Here is a 26,816-nt window from a genome sequence, read left to right as displayed (position 1 = left end):
GAAGAGCGGCGAACTTTGTGGAGGATTTTCGGGAATGCTTCGGATGGTGAGTTAAATTAAGAATTAAGAATTAAGAATGAAGAATGGGGCTGCGCAATTATACCGCATGGCAATTCTTCATTCATCATTCATCATTAAAAAATTATGTTTGGAATATCAAATAGCGTAAAAAGTCGGGAGGTGCGTGAGTGCACCCCCGATTTGTTCCGCCGGGTGGTGCGGAGCGAACGGGTGGCGCGTATCTGTGCCGAAATAGAAGATGCACTGGAAAAAGTGCGTCGGGGTGAAATGTCGAAAGAAGATTTCGAGGTTTACAAGGCGGAGTTGAAGAAACAACTCCCCATCTTTACGCCCCACGCCACTTTCAGGAACGGACGACGCCTGAACGCCGAAGCCATTCCCAGCGGACTGAGCATGTACGACATAGACCACATTGACAATCCGCGCGGATTGTTTGAAGAACGCATAGCGGCACACGTCACGGAGTGGGGCGTGGTGCTGGCACACGTCACGCCCAGCACCGAAGGGTTGCGCCTGTTTTTCGTGATGCCCGAAGGGGCTTCGTTGGCGGAAGCGCAGAAGTGGATGTCCGGGCAATTGGGCGACAAGGAGTATGACCAGAGCGTGAAGGATTATGCCCGTAGCTCGTTTGCCGTGCCGGAAAATTATATTCTGTATATGGACGAGGAGGGGTTGTTCAAGAAGAGGGAATCAGCTACGAGGGAAGCAGTTACCAGCTACCAGCTACGAGTGCTATGCAGGCTGATAGCGCAGCACTTGTAGCTGGTAGCTCGTCACTCGTAGCTGATTCACTCGTAGCTGATAACTTCAAAGGCATCCCTTATGCGGACATCATCTCCGAGTGGTTCCGCCTCTCGGGTGGCGAACCGGTGCAGGGCGAGCGCAACGACAAACTCCACCGTCTGGCGTCTCATCTGCGCTACATTGCCGACAATGACGAAGTGCTGATGCTCAGCACGATGCCCCGCTACGGATTGTCGGAAGAAGAGATGCGGGGACTGATTCATTCCGCCTGCACCGCCAAGTTCTACTCCATGCCGAAGGTGATGCAAGAGGCGGTGAGGAGGGCGTTACAAGCTATGAGCTACAAACTACAAGCCATGAGTGGGGCAGCTACGGGCTACAAGCCACAAGCTACGAGTACTATGCAGGGTGATAGCGCAGCACTCGTAGCTGGTAACTCGTCGCTCGTAGTTAATTCCCTCCCTCCGGCTCTCCCCAAGCGCCTGCCCGCCCTCGTCAAACTCCTCCTGAGCCGCACCCCCGACCTCTATCGCCCTGCCGTGGCGCACGCCGTCTTTCCCGCGCTTGCCGCCCATCTGTGGAGGGTACGCTTCCGCTACATCGACAATGTGGAGCACGAAGCCACCCTGATGAACGTGCTCATGGCAGGCACCGGCGCGGGCAAGGATTGCATCTCCGAACCCATCAACCGCATCATGGCCGACGTGCGCCGCCGCGACGAAGACAACCTGCAACGCGAGCGCGAGTGGAAGAACGAGGTGAACTCGAAAGGTGCCAACAAGGATAAGCGTGCGCGTCCCGAAGGGCTGGTCATCCAAGAGATTGACGCCGACATGACCAACCCCGCTTTCGTGATGCGCACCGCCGAGGCGGACGGCCACTTCCTCTACACAAAGCTGAACGAAATAGACCAGTTCGATGCTTTGTGCGGTTCGGGCCACGGTGGACAACAATTTCAAATCATGTGCCTTGCCTTCGACCCCGGAAACCGCTATGGACAAACCCGCGTAGGGGCGATGAGCGTGACCGAGAAAGTAACCATCCGCTTCAATTGGAACGCCGCCACTACCATCCAGAAGGGGAAGCGCTACTTCTCGCACGTGCTGACCGACGGCCCTATCTCGCGCATCAACTTCTGTACCATCCCCGAACGTGAGATTGGAGCCGAGATGCCCGTCTATGGTTCGTATGATGCCACTTTCAACGAGGAACTTCGTCCCTACATCGAGAACCTGACGCGTGCCACGGGGCTGGTGGATTGTCCGCAAGCCTATAAATTGGCGGTGAAGTTGAAGGAAGAGAATGCGGAGTTTGCCCGTCTCTCTCAAAGCCGGGTGTACGAAAATCTGAGTTTCCGTGCCAACGTCATCGCTTACCTCAAGGCGTGCGTGCTCTACGTGGCGAATGGTTACCGGTGGGACAAGACGATGGAGGAATTCGTTCGCTGGAGCCTCCAGTACGACTTATGGTGTAAGATGGAATTCTTCGGCTCGGCCATCGAGGAGGCGCAGACGATGGGGGCGGAGACGGGGCGTCGCACACCGAGACGCCGGAGCTTGTTGGAATTGCTTCCTGAGGAGTTCACCCTGGCCGATGCCGTGCGCGTGCGCCAAGCCGAGGGTATGAATGCGGAAGGCACGGGGGCGATGCTACGCCAATGGGTGCACCGCCGTTACGTGACAATTGTGACAAATGACAAATACAAGAGAATTAAAAAATGAAAGAATGGAAAAAAAATAATTCAATTCAAATTAAAATCAATTTAAATCAAGCTTATGGAACTGACATTGACACGCATCGCCAAGCGTAAGACTTATACAATAGGTCATTTGGCCATAGATGATAACCCCTTTTGTGACACTTTGGAACCTACGTGGCGCGACATCGGGTGGGGGCGGAAGGGCCGGAAGGTGGCCGGTCGCACCGCCATCCCCGAGGGGCGTTATCCGGTAGTTGTCACGTTTTCGCCGAAATTCCAGAAGTGGCTTCCGCTACTCATTCACGTGCCCCTGTTCACGGGCATTCGCATCCATGCGGGCAATACGGCGAACGATACCGAAGGGTGTATCCTCGTGGGGCAGAATCTCAAACCGGGTATGGTGCTCAACTCAAATATCTGGACGCACCGGCTCGTGAAGGCCATCACGGAGGCACGAGGAAGGGATGAGGCGATATGGATAAACGTGAGGTGATAAAACTTCTTTCAACCTATCATATAATAAACAAAAGTGTATTCTTTTGCATATTATATGATAGGTTGACGCGTGTGGCGAAGAGTGCAATGTTTTCTTTTGTTTCGCATTTTGCACATCTAAAATATTATTTCCCGATGCAGGAAATGATAAATGATGCATATTGCTGATAATTAGCTTTTTGTATTTAGCGAGGTACAAATAAGGTACAAAAAATATAGGTCTTAAAAGTCTGATAATCAGCTTGTTGTAAACTTCCACAACTTCTGGTTACTTCCTGAAATATGATAATTTTATAGATTCTTGTTTTTTGTAAAATGCTGTAAATCTGCGTGTTGTCATTTTTTTAGGAAAATCCATTTTTTGCATATCGAAAAACCTTTTTTCTCTCTAGGTACAAATATAGTAATTAAATAGTTGGTATGCAAATTAGTAAAATATGAATTTGCTATGTAGTAAAATGGCTGTATCAAGAAGTAGTACGACTTAATTTCTAATCAACCTTTTGAACTTTATGTAAAAAAATATTATAGAAAATTCTGTATTGAAAAATAAATTAGAGGCTTGATTTCAAAGATGGAAAATACAGGGATTATACAGAAAGATGGTGCAGGCAAATATACCCGTTATGTAAAAGCACCGGATTTTCCATCGTTTGTCTAGGGCCGCAAGAATCAATTTTAGGGCCGTAAGATTTCAACTGTCTGTTTATCAGCTTATTTGATTAGGGCCGCAAAAGTCGATTTTACGTCCACAAAGATTTCCGACAATAGACTGAAAAAAAACATAAAAAATCCTTGCAATAATTTGGTGATTATCGCAGGGATTTGATTTTTTAGCACTCCTAATCAAAAGATTTAGATAAGCGGAGCCTTAGATCTACTTTCCATACAATGAGGAAATGTGTAGTTATACTGATACATGGATGGATGAACTATATGAAAACGAGTATCCATTGGTTTCTAAAGGGGTATGGTCAGGAATAATCAATTTGAAAACTCATAAACTTCTGAATTCGAAGCCCGAATATGGCAGTTTGTATTTGCAAGCCAAGGTATGTGATAGTGGGACCTATTTCTTACTTGACAAAGACAAAAAGACAATATGTAAAATTGCAGATTATGTTCCTAACGGTTTAATTCCAGAGGTAGATGGTTGTGGCGATTATATTCGTCTTAGAATCAATGAGGATGACATGATAAATTGGTTTGAAGAACCGGACTTTTCTGACTTTATGGAAGACTCTGAGGTTGTTGAGAAAATCGATGTGTACATTAAAGAAGAATCTATACTGTATACCAAAGTCGAGTTCACTTATAACCAACTTATGGCAAAATTGTTTCGATTGCCTAAATTCATACAGATGGAAATAGGAAAGGCGTTGATAGCAAATGCTTCGGAAGAATTTGAAAAGGAAGAGTAAGAACATCCTTCTTGAGTTACATAGTTTATAGTAATGAACCCTGCTAAATTATATCTTCACTGATATAATATCTATATTCATATAGACTCAGTTTCTTGTTCTGTCATGCGGTATATGGAATTTATTTACTAATTTTGCACTGATTTTGAAATAACATAAAACTAACAATGCAGAGAATTTGGATGGGCATACTATCAATCACCACAATTCAGGGTAATAAACGCTCTGAATGTGTGTTGAATGTTCATGTTTCCGGTATTGAACCTCGTATTGTAAATATTTTCCAGCGAACATAATAAAGTACATTTTACTATACTTTGATTTAGAATAGAGACTGAATGGCTGGAGAGTCTTTAGCAAACTTTTCAACTATTTTGTTTTATACCCATTTATGGCAGTTACTTTTGTGATACTTCTCTGTCATTTCCGTTTGATGGGTGATTGATAACTTGATTATTAACGTGCAGTGATGCACATAAATTGAGAAGAAATAAATTATAAATTTGATGGCAGCAAGGTGTTCTTTACATCTGATACCCACTTTTATCACGGAAATAGACACTGTCTGGAATTTTGTGTAAATGGAAACAGGATTCACTTGTAAGTTCTCTTATATCTGGATTCTGTTTTCAAATATAAGCATAAATTGGTTCATAATTTGAATCCCGTATTTTCCATTTACACAAAATATTCTATAGTGCCGAATTATACAATTTATTAGTGCTTCTCGTATAGCACCTGAGCAGGTGTTTCTTCTTGTCGTATACCATCTTTTATCATAATAGGACGTGGTAAAACCTGTATCAATCTATTATATACTTTTATATAGAAATGATAGAGGTTTGCTTCCCACATTCTGTCCGGATAGATACGGTGTGTCCACCTTATATTAGAATCCCTGTGGTGATTAGCATCAGCAAACATACGTCTTATTTCTGCTTCTGTACATAGATAGTCATCTTCATGGTTTCTTCTGTAGGTATATTTACCTTTTCCTTGTTGTGATCCAAGATTTTTAAATGATTGATATTGCCTAAGGTTATAATAAATTTAATAGAATAGATATTAGTTTGTGATATTTGTAGAAATGATGCAAATAGATGAATCTTATTTGTGGATATGGATATTTAGTTATATATTTGTGGAAAAACAAATTGTATGATAGCAGAAATTAGATTTAAGAACATGTTCTCATTTAGGGACGAGGCTATATTAAGTTTTGAAGCTGATAGAAGTAAGGATATGGAATCATATCATGTTGTTGAATTGGGTGGCGGTGTGAGACTATTGAAAGTGGCTGTTATTTATGGAGCAAATGCTTCGGGTAAGAGTAATATTATTAAGGTTTGTGATTTTATCAAGTCATTCATTACTTATACTCCACTTAATAAGGCAGAACAAATTCAAGTAGTCCCGTTTCTCCTGAATAAAACAAGTTCAAGGCAGTTATCTGAATATTCGATTTCGTTCTATTTGAAGAATGAGGAGAAAGCTGTTTGTTATGTCTATTCAGTAGCTTTAGATAGATGGCACGTAGCAAAGGAAAGTTTAATTTATTATCCAAGTCAACAGCCTGCTACTATATTTGAAAGAAATACTGAGAATAACGTATCTGTTATTAAATTTGGACAGAAAATCAAGATGTCGCAAGCTGTCAAAGAGGAAATAACATTGAAGTGTTTGCATAATATGTCAGTTTTTGCTGCCTATATGCAGGTGAATACACATATTGTAGAACTAGAGACGGTTCTTCAGTATCTAACCAATCAGGTTATGCCGGCTATTGTACCTGCATCATCTTTAAGTCGTTATGCCGAAGAATCAATCAAGAATGAGTCAGCAAAAGATTATATTTTGAGATATCTGCAGGAAGCAGATTTTAATATTTCAAATATTACTTCCAAAGAACAAGAAACGCATAAGGAGCCGATTAATTATACTATGTATCAGCATAAAGTTTCATCTGATTATGGTAACAATGATTATTATGAGTTCTCGGAACTGTTTGAATCGGACGGTACTATTCGTACATTTGGCTTGGCTGCTCAAGTACAAAAGATTCTTGAAAAAGATGCTTTTCTCGCAGTTGACGAGATTGAATCTTCTCTTCATCCGAAATTGATAGAATACATCATTGAACGTTTTCTAAAAGAATCAGAACAGGCACAGTTGTTGCTCACTACGCATTATGATGGACTGTTAGGAGAGGAAGATTTGCTTAGAAAAGATAATGTTTGGTTTACTGAAAAGAATCTGGATGGTTCAAGTGTACTGTATCCTCTGACAGACTTCAAGGGATTGAATAGGATCAGTTCTCTCCAAAAGGCATATAAGTTCGGTAAATTCGGTGCAGTTCCTAATTTATAATCGTGTATTTTTATGAGAAAAGCAAGAAAAAATACAGCGACCAGACAGATTATTCATATCGTCGGTGAGGGTTTGACTGAATTATTCTATTTCAGTCATTTGAAAAAAATACTTGGCTATAGATACTCTATTTCTCCTCGTTTATTTGAAAACAATAGTATTGAGAAAATAGAAAAGAAAATAAAGGAACTTCTGGATGAAGATGTCTTTGTAATATGTGTTTTTGATGCTGATGTTAGCAGGCGTTCTGATGCAGAGAATAAAAAAATGGTATCGCTCAAAAAGAAATATGAAAATAATGCTAATGTGATTCTTTGTGATAGCTTACAGTCAATAGAATATTGGTTTTTACTACATTTTGAAGATACATGTCGACATTTCCAAGATTCAGCAGCAACAGAAAGAGCATTAAAGCAATATCTGCCAACATATGATAAAACTCGGAAATACCTTGAGAAGGATAAATGGGTTAAAGAAATACTTGCAGGCTCAAAAATGGATAAAGCATGTGAACTGGCCGAAAAATATAAAGGTAGAGATTCTTATAGTGAGATTTATAAGGCGATTAAAAAAGTTAGTGAATCGTTGTAATAAATATGAATTGATGAAAAAAAAGATTTATATGTTGTTTAGGAATCATAATTAGTGGAATTGCTATTGCATTTATCATTAATACGTTGTTGGCATATGGTAATGTTATTAAAACAAATCTTTCAAATGACTCGTGGTTAAATTTTTGGGGAAGTTATAGTAGTGGAATTTTTGCTGTTATAGTAGGTTATCTTGCTATTATTTATAGTAATAGAAATAGTGAGAAAGCTATTCTGCAACAGGAAAAACTGTTAATTCGTCAACAAAATATTAAAAAGTTGGATGATTATAATAACTGTCTAAAAAATAATTTGGCTTTACTTAATATAGTAGATGTTATGGGAATTACTGTTGGTCTTGACCATCAGAATATATCATTATCTAAATCAGAAATATGTCAAATGAAAGGTCGAATCTATGCAACAGATTTGCAGTATAGATATGTGTTTGAAGTTGATGTACAACGCCAGAAAACAAATTTAGAAAAGACTTATGAAGAATGCTGGATTAAAGCACGTATTGGACTATCGGATTTATTGGATCAAGAACTCTCTTTTATAGAACGTGTTAATCAAAACAGATATGATATTCAAATAAAAGAGAATAATATGCATCGAAAAAATATCTTATTGGAATTAAGTAAACAAGCGGTAGATATAGAAAAGAAAAAGTTATTTCTGCAAGAGATTAAGGATGTTAACATGGAACTGGAACGATTAGATAAAAAAATTATTTCATACTATGATGATGTTGATAAGATGACCACTTCGATTAAATATTTTTCGCTTGAATTAAATAGTACTATAAAGGTCTTATTTGATATTTCTTTATTGCTTATTAAAGAGAAAGAGGCTCAATTTAAATTAGAAAAATAAGGGTTTGGTATATATGTTTTAAGTTTTAGGATCACTAGTGTCCCATTAAAATTGGTCCGAATTAAAATTTAAATAAACTTGGCCTATTTGGTCCGAATCGTTCTTTGTCATTTTGAAATTTAGTTTTATCAAAGAGGTCTCTCAGATGAGTTTTATCTGTCAATGAGATACTCAATATTTGTAGTACTTCGTATGTACTTTACTAGTCTACATACTAAATAAGGCACGCTATATTTATATTTCTGCAATTCTATATGATAAGAACCGGTAAGTTTGACTTTTGTACGATATCGGAAGTGGTAAGGTTTATGAAGAAGTTTTCCTAATGCTGGCGTTTCCTCCTAATCAAATATGTCTATACAGATTTTTCGGTAGTTGAGGAAGGCTTGCTGTTAAACACATAATAAATAAAGCTTGTAAATAGAGAAGGCTGAAGAATGAAGTCATAGAATTTAGCGCATGATCTTTTCTTTTTATCACTGAACTTATCGTTTTTCAGTAATATTTTGTAATTTTGCCACACAATTGAGAAACATATAAAATATGGTAACTATATATTGCCTTAAAGTGTGAATCCTTGTTAAGCGGTAGGATATAGAAAATATAAACCTTTTATAAATCGTATAATCGTGTATAGAGGATTTTGCTGTAAGATAGTATATAGTCACCTAATATTTTTGCCCTAAATAATATGTAATGCATAGTCATGGATAAGGACATAAATCGCATCAAAGGAATGTTGGCAGAGAAGAAGCGCACAAACAAGTGGCTTGTAGAACAATTACCTTAGATCCTGCTACAGTATCAAAATGGTGCACGAATGCAGCATAATCCAGCCTCGAGACTCTATTTCAGATAGCAAAGGTGCTAGAAGTAGGGGAAGAAGAGGTGCTCGTTTATCCTTCAAAGATGTGACAATAACATATAAGAAATATACTGATGGATTTCAAACAAAATAACTTCGAATAACATTCATGCAAGTAGAAGAAATAACACAAATATTACGAGAGTCACCAAGCGTACGACTCATAAAATCAAGAAGTGTGGATTTCTTCTTGTCTTTTGTCATTGAGGCGTTTGAGGGACAGTCGGCTATAATGCAGGAACGCTTGCACATGCTATTGGAGAACCGACTGGATGAGCAGGAAAATGCGTTGGTGGAGGATAATCTTGAAATGACAAGACTAGGGGAGTCGAACGAACAGAAAGCAAAACGACTCATCAAAGACTGGACAGACAAGGGATTCTTGACCAACTATCAGAACGAAGAGGGAGAGGTGATATACGATATTTCGTCGCACACAAGCAAACTGATGGATTGGGTGATGAGCTTGAAAAAAGAGGATTACATCGGTACGGAATCGAAGTTCAAGACGCTGTTTGCCCAACTGAAGGAATTGGTGGAATACTCGAACGAGGACCGCGAGAAGCGACTGGAACTGCTCCGAGCCAAAAAAATGGAGATAGAGCATCAGATTCAGCGACTGGAGATGGGCGAAGAGGTCGAGGTGTATGAGGACTACTAGATAGAACCACGATACAATAGCTTGAATAAACTGGCTAAGGAGCTGCTTAGCGATTTCAAGGAGGTGGATGACAACTTCAAGGGGATTATCAAAGAGATATACGAGCGCCAGACAGACAATGCGGAGAAGAAAGTATTGCTGAACTACATCTTTGATGCGTATGGCGAACTGAAACAATCGCAACAAGGCAAGAGTTTCTATGCATTCTGGGAATTCCTGCTCTCGGCCGATCTGCAGAAAGAATGGGACGAGTTGACTGGTGCACTCTATGAAACACTGGAGAATAGAGGCATTGATGCGCATGACATGTTTCTCAGGGAAATGAAAAAGCATCTGTTTGACGCAGGTGAGAAGGTGGCGAAAACCAACGATCGCATGAGCGAGAAACTGAGTCGCATCATTCGCCAGAACGGACAGATGAATGCAGAGGTGGCAAAGCAGGTGATTAACGATATAAAGAAACTGCTCATCGAAGCCACCAAACAGAAAGAGAAACCAGAAGCTTCGCTTGAATATGAAACTATCGATATCAATCTGCCAGTCGAGCGCCCTCTGACTCTGACTCCTATAAAAGAGACTATGTATAAGGATAAGCCTGATATGGCTGAACTGAGTCTGGACGACTTGGAGCGCATAGGCAAACTCTACAATCCGTATCACATCGATCGTCAGGTGCTGAGAGACCGCATTAACAAGGTGCTGTACGACAGACAGCAGACGACACTAGCAGAGGTGATAGAACGGAACGAGGGTGTGGAGAAAGGTCTGTCGGAAGTGTTTGGATACATTGGCGTGCTGAAGGAATATAAGACTGTGGTAAACGAAGAGCGCCAGCAATATATTGTTTTTGCAGAAAACAAAACGATATCAATTCCCGAAATCATAATAACATGATGAACGCAACAAATATACAACCATACAGCAGGGCTGTGGTGAAACTACTGAAAGGCATCGTAGAGAAAGACGATGTAGTGTGGAATGATGTACTCGACTACCAGAGCGAGATACTGGACTATATCAGCGTGATGGGGCTGGAACTCATCGTGAAAAAGGATGAGGGTTTTGCCTTTGTCAAGCAACTGAAATTGGATGATGACAAAACGTTGAACATGGTGTCGAGAAGGTTGTATGGTTTTGAGGTGTCGGTGATACTCATCGTGTTGAGGCAGATACTCGAAGACTTCGACAGCAATCCAACAGAGTCGCAGGCTTCGTACAAGTATGTAACCGCCACTGAAATAAAGGAAGAGGCGGAACTGTTCCTGCCCACCACCTTCAATCGTGCCAAGTTTGAGAAAGACCTTGACCGCTATATCGACAGCATCGTCAGCTTTGGTTTCCTTGTGGAAGCAAAGCATGCTGAGGGCGAGAAACGCTATAAAATACATCGCATCATCAAGGAGAAGGTGACACTGGACGATCTATTGGAATTCAAAAACAAACTGAACGACTATGATGCAGCAGATGAATCTCTTTAATACCAGTTCGGAAGTGGCAGGCTTTAAGCTTGACTATTTGGAAGTGTGGAACTGGGGTACATTCGACCAAAAGGTGTACTGCATGAATACGCAGGGCAATAACTCGCTGCTGACCGGTGCCAACGCATCGGGCAAGAGTACGCTGATAGATGCTCTGCTCACGCTGCTAGTGCCACTGAAGCGCCAACGATTCTACAACCAATCATCGGGTGTGGAGAAGAAGGGCAACCGTACAGAGGAGTCGTACTTCTTTGGCAACTATGGCAATCAGCAGCAGGAGGGTGCAGCGAGCACTACCACGCTTAGATTGCGAGACAAAGGGGCACGTTCGGTACTTCTTGCATCGTTCTGCAATGTGGACAAACGTGTGGTGACGCTGTTTCAGGTGCGCTACTACACTGGCGAGGAACTGAAGGTGTTGTTTGGCATAGCTCGCGAACCGCTGACTATAAAGCGCGACTTTTCGGAGTTTGACCTGCATGGCGACTGGCGCAAGCGACTAACGAAGAAATACAATACGAACGACACAAGACGCAAGATAGAGTTTTTTGACGGCCCGGTTGCGTATGGCGAGAAGATGATAGCCCTCTTCGGAATGCGTTCGGACAAGGCGCTTACACTCTTCAATCAGATAGTGGGCGTGAAAGTGTTGGACGATCTAGACAGTTTCATCCGTACGAATATGCTCGAGGAAGTGCCGGCTGAGGAAAAGTACCAGGAACTAAAGGACAACTTCCAAAATCTGATGGAGGCGAAAACCAATATCGATAAGGTGAAGGAGCAGATTACCCAACTGGAACCTATCAATACATTGGCAAAGGAACTGATGGCGATAGACACGTGCATAGCTGAATTGGAGCAAGAGAAGAGTGTGGTGGCCTATTGGTTTGCTGCGCGAACGGTGGATTTGTGCAACGAGGAGTTGGCGCGCTGCAAGAGCAACTTGAGAAAACTGGAAGATGAGTTGAAGGCGTTAAAGGTGAAGAAGAGTGAGCTGGAACAAGAGCAGACGCGCTTGTCGGTGGCTATTGAGAAGGACGAGGTGGGTCAGCAGATACGTGAGATTGAGAAGGAAATCAATCAGAAGGTGAAGATGCGTGATAACCGCAAGGCCAAAGCCGAAGAATACGATAAGCTGGCAAAGACGGTGGAGCTGACACAAAGTCCTGATGCAGAGGTATTCGATGCCAATCGTGCGACCGCCAAACACGAGAAAGATGCTCTGCAGGTAAAGATTGACAGGCAACTCATGGAAGAGAAGCGTCAGGCACAAAACCGTCAGGATGAAATCAACTGCACGATATCAGAGCGAGTGGATACTATACGCTATCTGCAGCAGCATAAGAACAATATCTCTGGTCGTGTGGCTGAGATTCGTGATGAGATACTGGAGGCTGTTGGTGCAACCGCCGAAGAGATTCCATTCATCGGTGAACTGATACGTGTGAAGGATATTGAGTACGATTGGGAGTATTCCATCGAGCGTATTCTGCACAATTTTGCATTGAGATTGGTGGTGCCAGAGAAGTATTACAAGCAGGTGAATGAGTATGTGAATGGTCATAATCTGCGAGGACGCATCGTGTATCAGCGATACGAGGGCACAGAGCCTCTTCGTGAGTTTGAGGATAGGACATTGAAGGTGGATTCGTTGCTCCGTAAGGTTGAATACAAGCCAAAGTGCTTGTATTTGGATTGGCTTGAGGATAGGTTATTTGCTGAGTTCAACTATAGTTGTGTTGATTCGCTTGCGGACTTCAACTATCTGCAAGAGAAAGCAGTGACGAAAGAGGGACTGATAAAGGCGAGAGGTGGTAAGCATGAGAAAGACGACCGACCAGAGACACGAGGCAAGGAACACTATGTGTTGGGCTGGGACAACAAGGAGAAGATTGCCATGCTACAGGCGGAAGTGCGCCAGTTGCAGCAGGATGAAAAGGAGGTGGCAACCAAAGTCCGTCGTATAGAGGCAGATACAAAGAATGCTCAGGAGAAGCGAGAAACCTACTCGAAGCTGTTTGATAAATACGATAAGTTTGATGATATCGACTGGCGGTCGTGTGCACTCGTCATTCAGCAAAAGGAAGAACAGAAGCGACAACTGGAGGAGACCAATGATAAGGTGAAGATGTTGCAGGGGCAATTGGAGGGGGTGAGAAAGGAACTTGGTGCACTTGAGGAGAAGTTTAATGAAGCTATCGGTAACAAAGCATTATTGGAAAATCGTGAGAATATACTCAAGAAACAGAGCAATGATTGTGCTTTGGCTTTGGCTCAAATAGGCGTTGTTGATACCGATGCTTTTGAGTCGCAACACACAGATTTACTGAATGTGGCATTGGTGGGTTTGGACAAAATGCGTGACACGTTACAGAGTGACATCAATTCCGCTTTACGGAAACAACGTGAGACGAAGGGTAGTAAGAGTGGCGATTTGAAGAACCTGATTTATCGCTTCAAGAATCCCACTGAGGAAATTACCGCGAAGTATCGCGATTGGCGTTCGGACGTGAACCGTTTGCCCGAAGCCGTGGAGTTTGTGGGCGAATATCAGACCTATTACCAACGATTGCTGGACGAAGATCTGCCTGGGTTTGAATCGCGCTTCAACAAGTATTTACAGGAGAATATCATCAACAAGGTCAGTGCATTCAATATGTTCTTCCAGAACTGGCGCCAGTCTATCACCAAGACCATCGACCAATTGAATTCGTATCTTGTGGGCATCGATTTCAAGGATGCTCCAAAGACGTATATCCAGTTGGTCGCAGCCAAACGATTGAACGTGGATTTGAAGGAGTTCCAAGACCTTCTGAGCAGTGCAATCCCGAACATCCATGAGATGAATTCGACAATCGATGGCAGCAGGATTCATTTTGAACAGCATATCGAACCGCTGATGTCTCGCTTACAAGACGAATCATGGCGAAAGTTGGTGATGGATGTGCGTGGATGGTACACATATAAGGCTGAGGAGTTTTATCAAGACGATGATCAGAAGCGTAACACCTACGAGGCTATGGGACAGCTGTCAGGTGGCGAGAAGGCGCAATTGACATATACCATCCTGGGGTCAGCTATCGCTTATCAGTTTGGCTTGACTAAAAACGGACTCGACTCTTCGTTCCGCTTCATTGCCATAGATGAGGCTTTTCGCGCACAGGACGAGGACAAGGCTCGCTATCTGATTTCGCTCTGCAAACAACTCCACCTGCAGTTGCTCGTGGTGACTCCGAGCGACAACATCCACATTGTGGAGAATGATATTTCGTATGTGCATTATGTGGAGCGCAAGGGCGACCGTTCTGTGCTCTATAATATGCCTATCAGTGAGTTTAAGGCAGAACGTGAAAGGAGTATGGAGGTATGATAACGGCAGCAGAAATACGTAAGAAGACAGAACGCAAGTATGTGGATTATTTGCGTTCTGTGGTCGCTGGCTCTGGGTTTGAACCAATTGTGATTCCTTGCGACAAGAAAGCGAGCGCATCGATGGATGAGTATCAGCGCGAACTGACGGACATCCGTTCGCAATCGAAAGAGGTGAAGGGCTTTGGTTACACGATTGAGTGGAAAACAGTGAAAACGAAAGCATTGGGCGAACAGGATCTGCCTGAGCGTGTGTTGTTCAGGAGTGCATCGGACGTTGAGCGCTTCTTGCTGAAGGGTGGTGAAGTGTCACAGTTTCGCAAGGATGTGGCGATGTTGCTTAATGAGTTTCCGCAGCTTCGTCCATGGGTGGAACGCTATCCACTTAAGGTGATCGAGAATGCTTCCTCTTGGCCTGATTTGTTGAAAGTTTTGCGTTATTTTGTGGCGAATCCTTGTCCTGAGTTGTACATTCGTGAATTGCCTATTGAGGTGCACACCAAGTTCATTGAGCGCAATAAGGGAGTGCTTCGTGAGTTGCTGGATATTGTCATTGTTGAGTATGTCTGTTCGGATGAGAAGGAGTTCGAAAAGCGCTTTGGATTGCGATACGATGAGCCATGGGTGCGCATTCGTGTGTTGGAAGCATCGATTGCGAGTGAATACTTTTCTGGTGTAGATGATCTGACGATGCCTCAGAGTCAGTTCTGTGCGTTGTCGTTGCCTGTGCAGAAGGTGTTTGTGGTGGAGAATAAAGTCAACTTCCTGACTTTTCCCAAGTTGGCAAGAAGTCTGCTGATTTGGGGGCATGGATTCACCGTTGGCATCCTCAAGTCTGTTCCATTCATGCGGTACGCTTCCCTATACTATTGGGGCGACATTGATGCACAGGGCTTCGAAATTCTCTCGCAGTTCCGCAGTTATTTTCCCCAGACGCAAAGCCTTCTGATGGATCGCGCTACCTTTGACACCTATTTTGAAGGCGACAAAGGCACTCCAAGCGATGTATCAAAGCCTCTCCATCTTACCCCTGCGGAAGCCACACTGTACAATCATATCAAGTCTCACAACCTACGTCTAGAGCAAGAGAAAATTCCGCAAAAATGTATTGATAATATATTCAATAGTTCGTTAAAAATTAGCCAAGTCTAAGCGGCTCTGCGGTAAATAAAAGTAGTTCTTTGAAAATTTTGTCAATTAATGTCGTGTCTGCTTGAATGGCGAACACGCCGTTCAAGCATATTGGCATTGTGTGTTACCGACTTGCATGAAGAAACCGAATATTTGATTTTCATTCTTTTGCAAGTACCCTTGGCGAGATTGATTGCAGTAAGCGAAACGTTGAAGTGAAAGGCCATCTTTCTGAAGTCAGTGAACTGGCAGTTTGTGATTCCCGCATACTGCTTGTTGTCTCGAAAGCAAAACTCCAGTTGGAACCGTGTCCTGTAATATTCAAGGACATCAAGGGCCGATTGTGTGTAGTCTGTCGAGAAGTACAGCTGACATTTATCAGCCCTGTCTTCATCGGGATGCAAGCACTATCAACAAATTTTCAACGGAATTGGGCCTTTGACGGCAGAAAGAGTGAAAATCTCGTATTTAGGGTTGGATCGGCATTGTCGGACGCTTTTAGAAGTATTCAAGAATCATAATGAGGAATACGAACAATTAATAAAAAGTGGTGTCCGACAATTATCGACCTATCAAAGATATTGTAAAGTTTATGACTATCTTAAAAAGTTCTTATGTTATCAGTATAAACTGAAAGATATAGCCCTTGTGGATATTCGATCATCTTTCATCACCGATTTCGAGGTGTTTTTAAGGAAGAAGTGTAAATGTTCGAATAATACGGTATGCGTTTATATTACTCCGTTACGTAAGATGATAGCTATTGCACAAAACAACGGGTGGTTGGATTATAATCCATTCTATGGGCATCGAATATCCTTACAACGAAAAGATCGACTTTATTTAACAGCAAATGAAGTAGAAATCATTATGAATATGAATTTCACAAAACATAGACAATCTTATGAACGTATACGAGATTTATTTATTTTTTGCGTGTACACAGGAGTATCATACATTGATTTAAAGAATCTGACAAAAGAAAACTTAAAACAATTTGATAATGAAACTTGGATTTGCTTTCAAAGGCATAAAACCGGAATTATATGTAATGTACCATTGCTGAAAATACCATCAGAGATTCTTGCTAAATATGCAAATAAAGGCAAAAACGGAATTTTACTCCCTGTACCTACTTATTCAACATTGTTGTCCGGTGTTAAGAGAATTGCAGAAATGTGTGGAATAAACAAACATATTACATGGCACATTGCAAGGCATACTTTCGCTTCAGAAATTTGCTTGCTGAATGGAGTCCCGATTGAAACAATTAGTCGAATGCTCGGACATACAGATGTGAAGACCACCAAAATTTACGCTAAAACAAGCGATACTGTTATTCGGCGTGATATGGCGAAACTATCTAAACGATTGGATGGCTTTGCCGAAAGAAAAAGGTAGTAAGTTCAAAAAATGGGAATTCAGAAATGTCTTTTCTGAATCCCCATTAGAATATTTATGGAAATATTGGTCGTTTCCCCAAAATATAATATATTTGCAGAGAGTTGTTTGACGGTATGCAAATCACAGAACATCAATGCAGTCTGATTGTCGCCAAATCGTTACCAATAACTTTCTACTTCTCTATTGAACACTGTCATTCAGACAGATAAGCAAAATTTTCTTATCCCATACAAATATAGTAATTAAATAGTTGGTATGCAAATTAGTAAAATATGAATTTGCTATGTAGTAAAATGGCTGTATCAAGAAGTAGTACGACTTAATTTCTAATCAACCTTTTGAACTTTATGTAAAAAAAATATTATAGAAAATTCTGCATCGGAATGGAGAAAATAGAATCATACTGAATACTTATTTGAGATGTAATGTTGGAGATACTAAATTTAAAAATGTATGTTTGGCGAAAGTGACGAAAGTGGCAATATTATATAATTCTTGCATCGTAAAGGGGGGATTAGTTGGAAGCTGTTTGGAGAGGACAATTTTAAAGATGTAAGCATATTGAGTGTATATTGGATAAGATAATAGTAATTGGAAAGGGAGGGAGAGAATGTATTTAGTGGTGGCGAAAGCAGCGAAAGTGGCAATTTGAGTGTTTATGCCGAACAATAATGGTGCGATTACTTTTGTGGTAATACAAATTTAAGAATGTTGTGGTGATGGAAATGGATTGTGGATTTGGATTATTGTTAATGAAACTGCATCGGGATGTTTGATGAGTTCCGTTTGAGCATATAGTTTTATTGGGGTATACACTTGGATAACAGAGATAGAATGTTTAAAGTTGCATAATCTTCGAAATAGAGAAATCAGTATAAGAAAGAAGTTCGCAAATTTTGCGAACTAAAAAAAAGGTGCTATATTTGCAATTGAAAAGAAACCTATATGGAGATACATTTTGACAAGGAATATTTGCGAGATTTATATATCACGGGTAAAGCCGATAAGAAGCATCGGTTTCAACCGCAGATTATCCGTAAGTATATTCGCATCATTGATTTGATGATTGAAAAGGCTGATGTGACGGCTCTTACTCAATACAATTCACTGAATTATGAAAAATTGAAAGGTGATAAAGTGGGACTGTCTTCGGTTAGAGTGAATGATCAATATCGTATTGAGTTCAAAGAACAAATCAAGGATGGTGAATTTGTCGCTACAATATGTAACATAATAGAATTGTCGAACCACTATAAATAGGAGGAACAGATATGAGTACTACAAAACAGGGGAATACCCCTCAAATGATTGCCAACAATCTCACTCCCGCATACCCAACGCATCCAGGCGAGATTTTGAAAGATGAAATTGAGTATAGAGGAATATCACAACGTAAGTTGGCTGAACAAATGGGGTTAACGTATTCCGTTTTAAACGAAATACTAAATGCTCGCCGTCCAATGACGGAAAAAACAGCACTGCTTTTTGAGGCCGCTTTAGGTATTGATGCCGAACCATTGATGCGTCTACAGTTGAAATACAATATGCAGACTACCCGCAAAGATGAAACGTTCATGGAGCGACTGGCTCAGGTACGCAAAATAGCTGCGGCACTTTGAAAACAAAGAATTATAGCTTACTTTTAGAAGGTGGGAAGAATACTCCCGCCTGCATTTGTTTATGTTTCCCTTCAAAGGAAGGGAAACATAAACAAACAAAAAACAAATGATTGATATTCAGTAACTTCAGCATTTCTTTGGCTCAATTCGTAACTTGCTGATTATCAAACAAATTAATGGTTCTACATTGGCTATGTCCAGTCATCGATGGACGTATAAGTAACGCTATTAATAATAGTGAATGGCGAAATTTGCGTAGTTTATACCTGTCGGAAGGAGTAATCTTCAAATCTCCTATCTGCATTTTTTTCAAAATTCTTCATAAATAATTTCTATAATAAGTCAGATTCTGCATCGTACTATGGCTCGGTACTTCTTAATGAGTACTAAGCAGAACTTGGTGGTTCTGTCGGGTCTGTTATTTATTTTATGGCTGATAATTTTTCATGTGTAGGTGATTTTGAGAATGCTTCTAATATTCTGCATCAATATAATGATGCAATGGAAAAAGCTGGTCTACAAATAAAGAAGTAAATCAGGGAGGTAATTTAAAGTTTTGATTAATATGTATGTTTCTGTTTTCATCTTGTTCTTTTCATCAGTACCTGGTGGATGTTATATCTTCAAGTATGACTGTGCGGGTGATAATTAGTAAAAATATGTTGTTTAAATTGTATCTTTTGGTTGGAACAGAAAATAGAACCGAAGCGACATCTTAAAATTTGTTATTATGAAGAAGTATAGAATAACTGTTATGAGGATAGTTTGCCATAAAGATTTGATGGCGAGATACGAGAATCCCATGGAAAATGCTTGCGATATGGAAGAGGGGAGGGCTTTTGTTGCTAATGGGTGGGTGAAACCTGAAGGTATGTGTGATAGAACTTGGGAAAGCCTGTCTCCTTTTATTGATGACTTTGGCTCATAACGGTGGTAATTTTTATAATGGGTGGATGAAAATGAAAAATCTGCCATGATATCATGTAATGATGGCTTTCGACCTGTTAGTTTTTTGATGAGGCATTGGATAAAGATGCAGAGTGAGAGAGTCTCTTTCTAAAGGCTAATTTAAACTATCCTAAATTTTGTATAGCTCAATCCTTTTCGGTTGTTTGCGTCGGATTTTTAAGGGGCTGTGTCAAAACTAAGGCACATCCCCTTCTTTTTTTAATATAAAATAGTCGTTCCTCTTTTTTTGTCTATGCGACTATTTTTTCAGTAATTAGGTAATAAGGCTTAATATTCGTCGTATTTTGAGTCACACGTGGTCTGATAAAGATAAATATAGTGTGTGCACTCCTTCTCTTTCCTGCTTTTAGTAGTTTTGTACACATCTTTTTGATATTAAAAGCTATAGCAAAGAAGGCAAAGTCCATTGTAACCTTGTCTTCTCCCACATGCCGGAACCTTTTGTATGCCATGTTGTGTTTCATTTGTCCAAAAACTGCTTCCGGTTCTATACATCGCCTTCCCCTATGCCTGATGCCTTCTTCCGAGAGTAACCTTTCCCGTGCCAGCCGTTTGTATTGGTTTAATCGGTGGTTGACTTCTATAATACGGTTCCCCCGGGCTTTAAAGCAACTACCACGTAAAGGACACCCTTCACATCTTTGTGCTTTATACCGGGCACTTTCGGTGATGTATCCGCTTGCTGTTTTGTCACGTCTAGTTCCTATACGGTTTATGTGCTGCCCCATAGGACAAACGTAATAATCCTCCCCCGCATTGTAATGGAGACTCTCCGCATGGAATGGATTGGGGGTATAACGGGGACGCTGTTCTTTATGGAAGTAGTTGTACTTGACAAAGGCTTCTATCCCATTATCTTGCATGAACCGATAATTTTCTTCCGAGCCGTAACCGGAGTCTGCCACACCGACAGTTGGTAAGCGGTTATAGCGTTGCTCAAAGGAGTGGAAGAAAGGTATGAGGGTCAGTGTATCGGTTGGGTTGGGAAACAGTCGGAAGTCTATGAGGAATTGGTTCTCGGTACCTATTTGCAGATTATATCCGGGTTTGGTCTGTCCGTTTCTCATGGCGTCTTCTTTCATGCGCATGAAGGTGGCATCAGGATCGGTCTTGGAGTAGGAGTTGCGTTCTCCAAGAGTATCAAGATGGTTGTCGTATTCTATCAACTTGTCACGGTACTCCTCAAGTTCCCGGACCTGTTTCTTCTTTTCCCGGATGACCTTCTTTTGTTCCTTGTCCTTTGTTACAGGCTGGTGTTCCAGCGCCTCTTTAAGTTCATTCACTATATCTGAGAGCATGGCGGGAGTGAACTCTACGGGTGTATCTTTCATGGAGTTCTCTTGGGCTATGACTTCATCCACCTGCTCCAGGAGAATGCGGATCTTATCCATCAGCTTTGTACGGTTCTTTTCGACTGTCTTGCGCCAGACAAAAGTATATTTGTTGGCTTTGGACTCAATCTTGGTACCGTCGATATACTCTACGTCAAGGCTGATGAAACCTTTGTCGGCAAGGACAAGAACCAACTGCGTGAATACGGTATTTATTTCCTCTTTTACACGGTTTCGAAAACGGTTGATGGTAATAAAATCCGGATGTTCATTACCGGAAAGCCAGATATAATGAATATCACGTAGGAGAAGCTTCTCTATTTTGCGGCACGAATAGATATTGTTCATGTAGGCGTAGATAATCACCTTAAGCATCATTTTAGGATGATAAGGACAACGACCGGTTGCTTTATAAAGCTTCTTGAAATTGTCAAGATTGAGATTATCAACAACAGTATTAACTATGCGAACCGGATCGTTCGCTGCTATGTTTTCATCAATTCTTCCGGGAAAAAGAACTGTTTGGTTGGGAATGTAAGGACGAAAATGTAACTATGTAAGAAATATAAAACATTAATAATCAACAAGTTAGTGTTTAAACGGTAGGAAAAATGTAATATGTGTATAACTTGCTTGTAATCAGTTGATTATGGCGTAGTAACAACCGTGAATACTTGATGATTAGGCTAATGTTTGCAATACGTACTAACATTTAACGATTTTATTTATTATTAATATTACAAAGATAGAAAAAATCTGCATATCTGATGTTATTTCGCCTTTTGTTTCTTTCTCTATTGATCGATACATGTGTGTGAATACTGCGTCAAACTTGCGAGCCTGATGAAATGTTGCATCGGAATTGACAAAGAAATACGGACTTTACATTGCTTCGGGTAAAGAGAATGTAAAGAAACACCGCTTGAAAGAGCCGGATAAAACCAAGTATGAAATTTACCATACCCTGCAATTGGCCATACCGAAATGCCGGAACTGGCAACAATTACAAACAGAATTGCAAAAGTCCGGCATTACGATTGACCTCCGCAAAAACGGCAGCACTGAACAAATACAAGGTATTCGGTTCGAAAAAAAACGGCTACGGATTCAATGGTTCCAAGGTTGACCGCTCATGTAGCTATTCCAAAATCAGTTTCCAGTTGCAGCAAAATGACAGGCAGAACAAACAGGTTTACACTAGCAGCCACAGACAATCCGACAAGATCATTCGTCTGGTTTATCATCTATGGTAGAATCCGTCGCATCCGGTCTGGGTGGTTTGTTCGATATCCAACCCTCATTCGGATATGACGAAAACGAAGTCGAAGCCATGAAACAAGAGGCTAAGAAGAAGAAAAAGAAAAGAGGACGTAGAATATGAATCATTTAAAACTATAAAATTATGGCAACAGAAAAAATGGATGCTTCGGCAGTATATGCACTGTTCGAAGAACTGAAACAGAAAATTACAGAGTTGAGCAAGAAAGAAACCAATCCTGCTCAAACTGAATCAACGGCTAATTCTGCAGAAATAACCGCTTTAATAAAAGAGTTGCAAAAGGTAACCGCTCAGAAGCAGTTTACTCCGGAACAGATAGAGGAATTGCGTGAAAACATGGCTGAATTCGCCGGATGCGCATTAGGGAAATCATTTGAGAAATTGGATGGAGGTTTTCTTAAAATTACCGACCTCATCAGCCAAATCAGCAAGAAGATTGAACCTCTGAATGTCCCTCAGAACTTTGTTATCAGGAGAGAACATGCTTTCAGTCTGGACTTCAAGAATAGCAAAGCAGCTATTACTGTGATAGCAATGGGTTTGGTAATTCTTCTTTCAGTGGCCGGGAACATTTGGCAATCCACACGCAGCAGCCAACTGAGAGATAATGATTTAAAATATCGTTATATCAACATGCAAGGCGAAACCAATCCTGAAAACCTGCTCAAATTGGAAACCGTCTTTACCTACAACCGGAACAAGGACAGTATAGCAGTTATCCGCAAACGGGTAGAAACCTACGAGCGTTTGGTTAAAGAACAAGCCGAGAAGATAGAGCGGGCAAGGTTGAATGCATCGGAGGCGGAAAGGTTGGAAAGAGAGGTGGAGTCAGTGAAAAACAGGAAATAAAAGGGCGTTTCTGTTTTTATCACATATTATTGTGTATATTTGCACATTAAGTTTGAGATGTTAATTATATATCTATCCTGATGGAACTAAATAGAATCAAAGAAGTTCTTGACGAAAAAGGAATTAAACAAACTTGGCTGGCTGAAAAGTTGGGCAAGAGCTTCAATATGGTAAACGCTTATGTGTGTAACCGGAAGCAGCCAAGTTTAGAGGTGTTATTTCAGATTGCTGATATTTTACAAATCAATCCAAAGGATTTAATCAATACCCAAGAGGAGAGAAGTAAGGAAATGTTACTGCCAATCGGAGCTAAAATCTAATACTATGGAACAAGAAATTAAAACATCTGTAACTGTTCACGATTTTGTGGCATATTATCGCGAGTTAAGACCTCAGAAGTTCTCTGACTCTAGAATTGTTTATGAAATTCCTCTTACAAAAGAATTGTTTGATAGACAGCTCGAAATACTTTCCACCAAAAAGATGCAGAGTGAATTCGAGAACTTCATCGTGAAATGTGCCGAACGATTGATTACACCCAACATCAAGCCTCAGACAGGACCTGATGGCGGTGGTGATGGTAAGGTGGATGCTGAAACCTACGAAGTATCACCTGATATTTCAGACAAATGGTATGTGGCAGATGGTGGTGCATCTGGAAAAGAAAAATGGGCTTTCGCTATCAGTTGCAAAAAGCAATGGAAACCAAAGGTAACAAGCGATATCGAAAAGATAGCTAACACCAACCGCGGATATACACGAGCTTTATTCTTCTCTAATCAGTTCATTAAGTCAAGTACAAGGGCTGACGTAGAGAAGGATTTATCGGAAAAGTATGGCATCGAAGTATGCATATTTGATGGCCTTTGGTGCGCTAATGCAGTATTCAATCATGGTTGCATAGATGTAGCTCTGGAATGCTTGAATTTCTCAGAAGAATACAGAAAGAAACAAGAGATAATTGGACCGTTAGATAAAAAAAGACAAGAACGTTTGGATGAAATTGAAAAGGGTATATTACGTACAATAGATGGACTTGATACCGGTTATATCGATGAATTGCAAGAGACTTGTATCCTTAGCAGAGGTTTGGAGCTTCCACGCACTGAGACAGAAGGACGCTTCAATAGAGTTTTGCGTGAATGTGAACATCATGGTACCACTCAACAACAGTTCAATATTATCTATGATCATGCTTGGACAAGTTTCTTCTGGTTTGAAGATGTTGATGCGATGTATTTGGACTTTATGAAACTCAAAGAGCTCGTAAGTGATAACTGTACGGTTATTCGCATAGAAAAGTTGATGAATATATTGACAAATTTGATTAATGCGGATCGTGCAGGCTTGATTGAATCAGATAAAGTGCAACTAGAAACTACTTATATAAAAGAGCTATGCGACGCCTTAGAACATATAAGCGACAAGCCTTCTTGTCTCTTATATGTACGTATTTATATTGCAGAACAAAGGTTGATCAGCCACTTATTGTCCAAAGAACCAATAGATGAAGATATTGATACTCTCAAACCATTATTGTTGGAAGCTCCATATCATATAGAAATCAGTTTTGAAACCCAATGTAAAATAATAACCAATTTGAACAAAGTGATTGATGATAACTCAAAGTATGAGGATCTTGTAGATGAGCTTACGTTAGTCCTAAGAAAATCTCACTCAGAGCAAGCGGCGGCACGGATAGAAATGGATCGTGCTCTTATTTTGATGGATAAGGGAAAGTTTAAGCAAGCTATTCGCCACTTTAGTTTCTGCATACATCCTTTTGAAAGAGAGGAGTGTATGGAAGAATTAATCAAAACTTCTGGAATGATGGGCATTGCATTATATGAGATAGGTTTACCTTATAGTGCAGAGGCTTATTTGGTCAAATCAGTTTCCATGTTACTTAAAACATTTTACATCTCTGGTGATGTACCTCATCTTTTATTGACTGTCTTGCAGAAGCTGTGCGAAATAGAGCTGATGCTTGGAAGATTTGTTATGTATCTGAATTGGTATGAGCTACTGATGATAGTTTCACATAATGGACAGTTTGCAGAAGACAAGCATTTTAATGAAACAAATATACTTCATGATGGAGCTTGGGCATGTCGATTTGCCGCATCTGACTTGAAGAATCCATTGATAAGTTCTCTGCCAGAGATATTAGAAAGAGCTGGTATGTTTCAATCCTCAGAATATTTGAAGTTTGCTCTGGGGTATGCAGATGAACTGGATGAAAATGTGAGAAATATCTTTGCTAAAGATGGATGGCAAGACAAGATGCTTAATCAGCCTGTGTTCAAGCAATTCCTTTGTGATTTGAATATTTCTTCCAATGGGCAGGCAGAACTACAAACAACAGTAAATAATTGCACACTACACATTAAATATGATAACAATTGCCTGAACCAAATTATTGCAGAAATATTCTTAGGAGCAATCGAGTCAATGCTGGCAACGATGGAAATATTTGAAGTGTTGACGATTACTCCTGAAGTGTATATTAAAGTCACAGGAACAGAAGGTAAATCTGAATTAAGGCAACTAACGAGGTCAAACGAATATCAACTCTGTATCAATACAAATTACAGCGACAAGGATTTGTGGGAATGTATTTCTATGTTTATAGCATCTTTTTTCAGTAGAAACTCTATGTCAAAAGAAGATTTAAATAAGATGCTCCAGAGTAAACAAGATGGTGAGAAACTTATGGATAGGGTAAGTAACTTACTGCAAGTAAAACAGTCAATATCTAATGTTCTTGGCAATACGTTCAAAAATAAGATAGAGGATTGGCAAAAGGAATCTGATAAAGTGTACCCACTGAATAGAGACTCATTTGAACACAAACCTCAGAATTATCGTAATGAAAAGCAACAAAACATATCTTTTTATTGTACCAATACCGATATAGATATATGGGAAGGTGCAGGTTGGAGCGGTTGTGGATTCGCGTTTGATCAACAGGGAACTACACCTCCAATATTTGGGCTCGCCTTTGAATACTTAGATCGTGGAAAGCAAATTATTATTGAATGGGGCGTTAAATTAGAAAAGGGAAAACGGTCCGTGGTTATTTACATTATTCGGGGGATAGATAAGCAGCATCCAACATGGTATCGAGTATGTGTAGCACCAGATGTAAAAAAAGACGAACTTAAAGAAGGTCGTTTCTTTACCTCTATATGCCGCAAGCACACTATGACACCCAACAATAATTGGAATATTGATACCTTTGAGCAGCTTTTCAAACGATTTGGTGGTTGCTGGCTTTCTGCTTTTCAACTTGATAGTAACAGGAATATCATAATGCCTGAAGATTTTAACGATGCATTCAAGTTTACTAATGTCGAGTTCAGAAATGCTTGGGAAATAGGACTAAATGATACGGCAATAGTCGCTATGGAACCTGATGACGAACCATTCATTCCTGAAGACAAGAAGGATATAGCTCCTGTAGTGGAGGTGATGGCTACAATTCGAAAGGCAAAGGATATGGTAAAGCTCTTTTAATCTATGCCGTTGAGCATTTGGGAATCACAACACTGGATGTAAACGAACAAAATAAAAAAGCTTTAACGTTTTATGAAAAAGCTGGCTCTAGGATTATAGGGTATTCCGAGAAAGATCGAATGGGTAAAGATT

At 40.6% G+C, this 26,816-nt stretch carries 20 protein-coding genes and 6 pseudogenes; 22 read left to right on the top strand and 4 right to left on the bottom strand.

Annotation, left to right across the window (positions count from 1 at the left end; genetic code table 11):
- Nucleotides 1-144: 144 nt before the first annotated feature.
- Nucleotides 145-783, top strand: a complete 639-nt coding sequence (locus QZ135_RS16230; RefSeq protein WP_294611525.1) for a BT4734/BF3469 family protein — start codon at nt 145-147, stop codon at nt 781-783.
- A 26-nt stretch (nt 784-809) separates the two neighbouring features.
- On the opposite strand, the gene QZ135_RS16225 is transcribed toward QZ135_RS16230, so the two are convergent.
- A complete protein-coding gene (locus QZ135_RS16225; RefSeq protein WP_294611537.1) occupies nt 810-1,073 on the bottom strand; it encodes a hypothetical protein in 264 nt (87 codons plus the stop codon).
- A gap of 153 nt (nt 1,074-1,226) precedes the next feature.
- On the opposite strand from QZ135_RS16225, the pseudogene QZ135_RS16220 reads away from it, so the two are divergent.
- From QZ135_RS16220 to QZ135_RS16195, 7 genes and pseudogenes are all read left to right on the top strand, one after another.
- Nucleotides 1,227-2,486, top strand: a pseudogene (locus QZ135_RS16220) (hypothetical protein); the annotation flags it as partial.
- A gap of 54 nt (nt 2,487-2,540) precedes the next feature.
- The gene (locus QZ135_RS16215; RefSeq protein WP_118295009.1) at nt 2,541-2,957 is read left to right on the top strand and encodes a DUF5675 family protein; all 417 of its coding nucleotides are present in this window, start codon (nt 2,541-2,543) and stop codon (nt 2,955-2,957) included.
- Between the two features lie 925 nt (nt 2,958-3,882).
- On the top strand, nt 3,883-4,380 hold the full coding sequence (locus tag QZ135_RS16210) for a hypothetical protein (protein WP_294611521.1): 498 nt from the start codon (nt 3,883-3,885) through the stop codon (nt 4,378-4,380).
- Nucleotides 4,381-4,870: 490 nt separating this feature from the next.
- Nucleotides 4,871-4,936, top strand: a pseudogene (locus QZ135_RS24935) (metallophosphatase); the annotation flags it as partial.
- A 602-nt stretch (nt 4,937-5,538) separates the two neighbouring features.
- On the top strand, nt 5,539-6,747 hold the full coding sequence (locus QZ135_RS16205) for an ATP-binding protein (protein ID WP_294611519.1): 1,209 nt from the start codon (nt 5,539-5,541) through the stop codon (nt 6,745-6,747).
- A gap of 12 nt (nt 6,748-6,759) precedes the next feature.
- Nucleotides 6,760-7,338, top strand: a complete 579-nt coding sequence (locus QZ135_RS16200; protein WP_070752636.1) for an RloB family protein — start codon at nt 6,760-6,762, stop codon at nt 7,336-7,338.
- 89 nt (nt 7,339-7,427) lie between these two features.
- Complete coding sequence (locus tag QZ135_RS16195; RefSeq protein ID WP_294611512.1) at nt 7,428-8,213, top strand: hypothetical protein; 786 nt, start codon at nt 7,428-7,430, stop codon at nt 8,211-8,213.
- Between the two features lie 61 nt (nt 8,214-8,274).
- Here QZ135_RS16195 and QZ135_RS16190 read toward each other — a convergent pair.
- Nucleotides 8,275-8,424 (bottom strand): annotated as a pseudogene (locus QZ135_RS16190) (IS4 family transposase); the annotation flags it as partial.
- Nucleotides 8,425-8,919: 495 nt separating this feature from the next.
- Between QZ135_RS16190 and QZ135_RS16185 the strand changes: the two are divergent.
- From QZ135_RS16185 to QZ135_RS16165, 5 genes and pseudogenes are all read left to right on the top strand, one after another.
- Nucleotides 8,920-9,128: pseudogene (locus QZ135_RS16185) on the top strand (helix-turn-helix transcriptional regulator).
- A 59-nt stretch (nt 9,129-9,187) separates the two neighbouring features.
- Nucleotides 9,188-10,633: pseudogene (locus tag QZ135_RS16180) on the top strand (DUF3375 domain-containing protein).
- Nucleotides 10,630-11,217 (top strand): DUF4194 domain-containing protein, encoded by a 588-nt coding sequence (locus QZ135_RS16175; RefSeq protein ID WP_294611509.1) that lies wholly within the window; start codon nt 10,630-10,632, stop codon nt 11,215-11,217. The pseudogene QZ135_RS16180 and the gene QZ135_RS16175 overlap by 4 nt, the downstream one beginning before the upstream one ends.
- A complete protein-coding gene (locus QZ135_RS16170) occupies nt 11,192-14,587 on the top strand; it encodes an SbcC/MukB-like Walker B domain-containing protein (RefSeq protein ID WP_294611506.1) in 3,396 nt (1,131 codons plus the stop codon). Before QZ135_RS16175 ends, QZ135_RS16170 begins: the two co-directional genes overlap by 26 nt.
- On the top strand, nt 14,584-15,738 hold the full coding sequence (locus QZ135_RS16165; RefSeq protein ID WP_294611503.1) for a Wadjet anti-phage system protein JetD domain-containing protein: 1,155 nt from the start codon (nt 14,584-14,586) through the stop codon (nt 15,736-15,738). Before QZ135_RS16170 ends, QZ135_RS16165 begins: the two co-directional genes overlap by 4 nt.
- On the opposite strand, the pseudogene QZ135_RS24930 reads toward QZ135_RS16165, so the two are convergent.
- Nucleotides 15,725-16,118, bottom strand: a pseudogene (locus tag QZ135_RS24930) (transposase); the annotation flags it as partial. The gene QZ135_RS16165 and the pseudogene QZ135_RS24930 overlap by 14 nt on opposite strands.
- A gap of 52 nt (nt 16,119-16,170) precedes the next feature.
- On the opposite strand from QZ135_RS24930, the gene QZ135_RS16160 reads away from it, so the two are divergent.
- The 4 genes from QZ135_RS16160 (at nt 16,171) to QZ135_RS16145 (ending at nt 19,668) form a co-directional block, all read left to right on the top strand.
- Nucleotides 16,171-17,118, top strand: a complete 948-nt coding sequence (locus QZ135_RS16160; protein WP_294611535.1) for a site-specific integrase — start codon at nt 16,171-16,173, stop codon at nt 17,116-17,118.
- 948 nt (nt 17,119-18,066) lie between these two features.
- Nucleotides 18,067-18,381 (top strand): type II toxin-antitoxin system RelE/ParE family toxin, encoded by a 315-nt coding sequence (locus tag QZ135_RS16155; protein ID WP_196070487.1) that lies wholly within the window; start codon nt 18,067-18,069, stop codon nt 18,379-18,381.
- Between the two features lie 11 nt (nt 18,382-18,392).
- Nucleotides 18,393-18,740 (top strand): HigA family addiction module antitoxin, encoded by a 348-nt coding sequence (locus QZ135_RS16150; protein ID WP_294611498.1) that lies wholly within the window; start codon nt 18,393-18,395, stop codon nt 18,738-18,740.
- A 730-nt stretch (nt 18,741-19,470) separates the two neighbouring features.
- Entirely contained in the window at nt 19,471-19,668 is a 198-nt protein-coding gene (locus QZ135_RS16145; protein WP_294611496.1) for a TIGR04076 family protein, read from the top strand.
- Nucleotides 19,669-19,939: 271 nt separating this feature from the next.
- Here the strand turns inward: QZ135_RS16145 and QZ135_RS16140 are convergent, their stop codons facing one another.
- Entirely contained in the window at nt 19,940-21,574 is a 1,635-nt protein-coding gene (locus QZ135_RS16140) for an IS1182-like element ISBthe2 family transposase (protein WP_294611532.1), read from the bottom strand.
- Between the two features lie 328 nt (nt 21,575-21,902).
- On the opposite strand from QZ135_RS16140, the gene QZ135_RS16135 reads away from it, so the two are divergent.
- The 5 genes from QZ135_RS16135 (at nt 21,903) to QZ135_RS16115 (ending at nt 26,684) form a co-directional block, all read left to right on the top strand.
- Complete coding sequence (locus QZ135_RS16135; protein ID WP_294611493.1) at nt 21,903-22,166, top strand: relaxase/mobilization nuclease domain-containing protein; 264 nt, start codon at nt 21,903-21,905, stop codon at nt 22,164-22,166.
- A gap of 120 nt (nt 22,167-22,286) precedes the next feature.
- A complete protein-coding gene (locus QZ135_RS16130; protein ID WP_294611490.1) occupies nt 22,287-22,421 on the top strand; it encodes a hypothetical protein in 135 nt (44 codons plus the stop codon).
- Nucleotides 22,422-22,442: 21 nt separating this feature from the next.
- A complete protein-coding gene (locus QZ135_RS16125) occupies nt 22,443-23,168 on the top strand; it encodes a hypothetical protein (protein WP_294611487.1) in 726 nt (241 codons plus the stop codon).
- Nucleotides 23,169-23,248: 80 nt separating this feature from the next.
- Nucleotides 23,249-23,488 carry a helix-turn-helix transcriptional regulator gene (locus tag QZ135_RS16120; protein ID WP_294611484.1) on the top strand — a complete coding sequence of 80 codons (240 nt, stop codon included), beginning with the start codon at nt 23,249-23,251 and terminating at the stop codon, nt 23,486-23,488.
- 4 nt (nt 23,489-23,492) lie between these two features.
- Nucleotides 23,493-26,684, top strand: a complete 3,192-nt coding sequence (locus tag QZ135_RS16115) for a hypothetical protein (protein ID WP_294611481.1) — start codon at nt 23,493-23,495, stop codon at nt 26,682-26,684.
- Nucleotides 26,685-26,816: the final 132 nt, after the last annotated feature.

Source organism: uncultured Bacteroides sp. (assembly GCF_905207245.1).
GTDB lineage: Bacteria > Bacteroidota > Bacteroidia > Bacteroidales > Bacteroidaceae > Bacteroides.
Note: the sequence above shows the minus strand (reverse complement) of the source record. Positions and strands in the feature narration are given on the sequence as shown.

Coding starts and splice junctions, on each gene's coding strand:
- QZ135_RS16165 (WP_294611503.1), top strand. CDS start 14,584: ATGATAACGGCAGCAGAAATACGTAAGAAGACAGAACGCAAGTATGTG.
- QZ135_RS16125 (WP_294611487.1), top strand. CDS start 22,443: ATGGCAACAGAAAAAATGGATGCTTCGGCAGTATATGCACTGTTCGAA.
- QZ135_RS16145 (WP_294611496.1), top strand. CDS start 19,471: ATGAAGAAGTATAGAATAACTGTTATGAGGATAGTTTGCCATAAAGAT.
- QZ135_RS16170 (WP_294611506.1), top strand. CDS start 11,192: ATGATGCAGCAGATGAATCTCTTTAATACCAGTTCGGAAGTGGCAGGC.
- QZ135_RS16115 (WP_294611481.1), top strand. CDS start 23,493: ATGGAACAAGAAATTAAAACATCTGTAACTGTTCACGATTTTGTGGCA.
- QZ135_RS16120 (WP_294611484.1), top strand. CDS start 23,249: ATGGAACTAAATAGAATCAAAGAAGTTCTTGACGAAAAAGGAATTAAA.
- QZ135_RS16130 (WP_294611490.1), top strand. CDS start 22,287: ATGGTAGAATCCGTCGCATCCGGTCTGGGTGGTTTGTTCGATATCCAA.
- QZ135_RS16230 (WP_294611525.1), top strand. CDS start 145: ATGTTTGGAATATCAAATAGCGTAAAAAGTCGGGAGGTGCGTGAGTGC.
- QZ135_RS16150 (WP_294611498.1), top strand. CDS start 18,393: ATGAGTACTACAAAACAGGGGAATACCCCTCAAATGATTGCCAACAAT.
- QZ135_RS16200 (WP_070752636.1), top strand. CDS start 6,760: ATGAGAAAAGCAAGAAAAAATACAGCGACCAGACAGATTATTCATATC.
- QZ135_RS16215 (WP_118295009.1), top strand. CDS start 2,541: ATGGAACTGACATTGACACGCATCGCCAAGCGTAAGACTTATACAATA.
- QZ135_RS16175 (WP_294611509.1), top strand. CDS start 10,630: ATGATGAACGCAACAAATATACAACCATACAGCAGGGCTGTGGTGAAA.
- QZ135_RS16205 (WP_294611519.1), top strand. CDS start 5,539: ATGATAGCAGAAATTAGATTTAAGAACATGTTCTCATTTAGGGACGAG.
- QZ135_RS16155 (WP_196070487.1), top strand. CDS start 18,067: ATGGAGATACATTTTGACAAGGAATATTTGCGAGATTTATATATCACG.
- QZ135_RS16210 (WP_294611521.1), top strand. CDS start 3,883: ATGGATGAACTATATGAAAACGAGTATCCATTGGTTTCTAAAGGGGTA.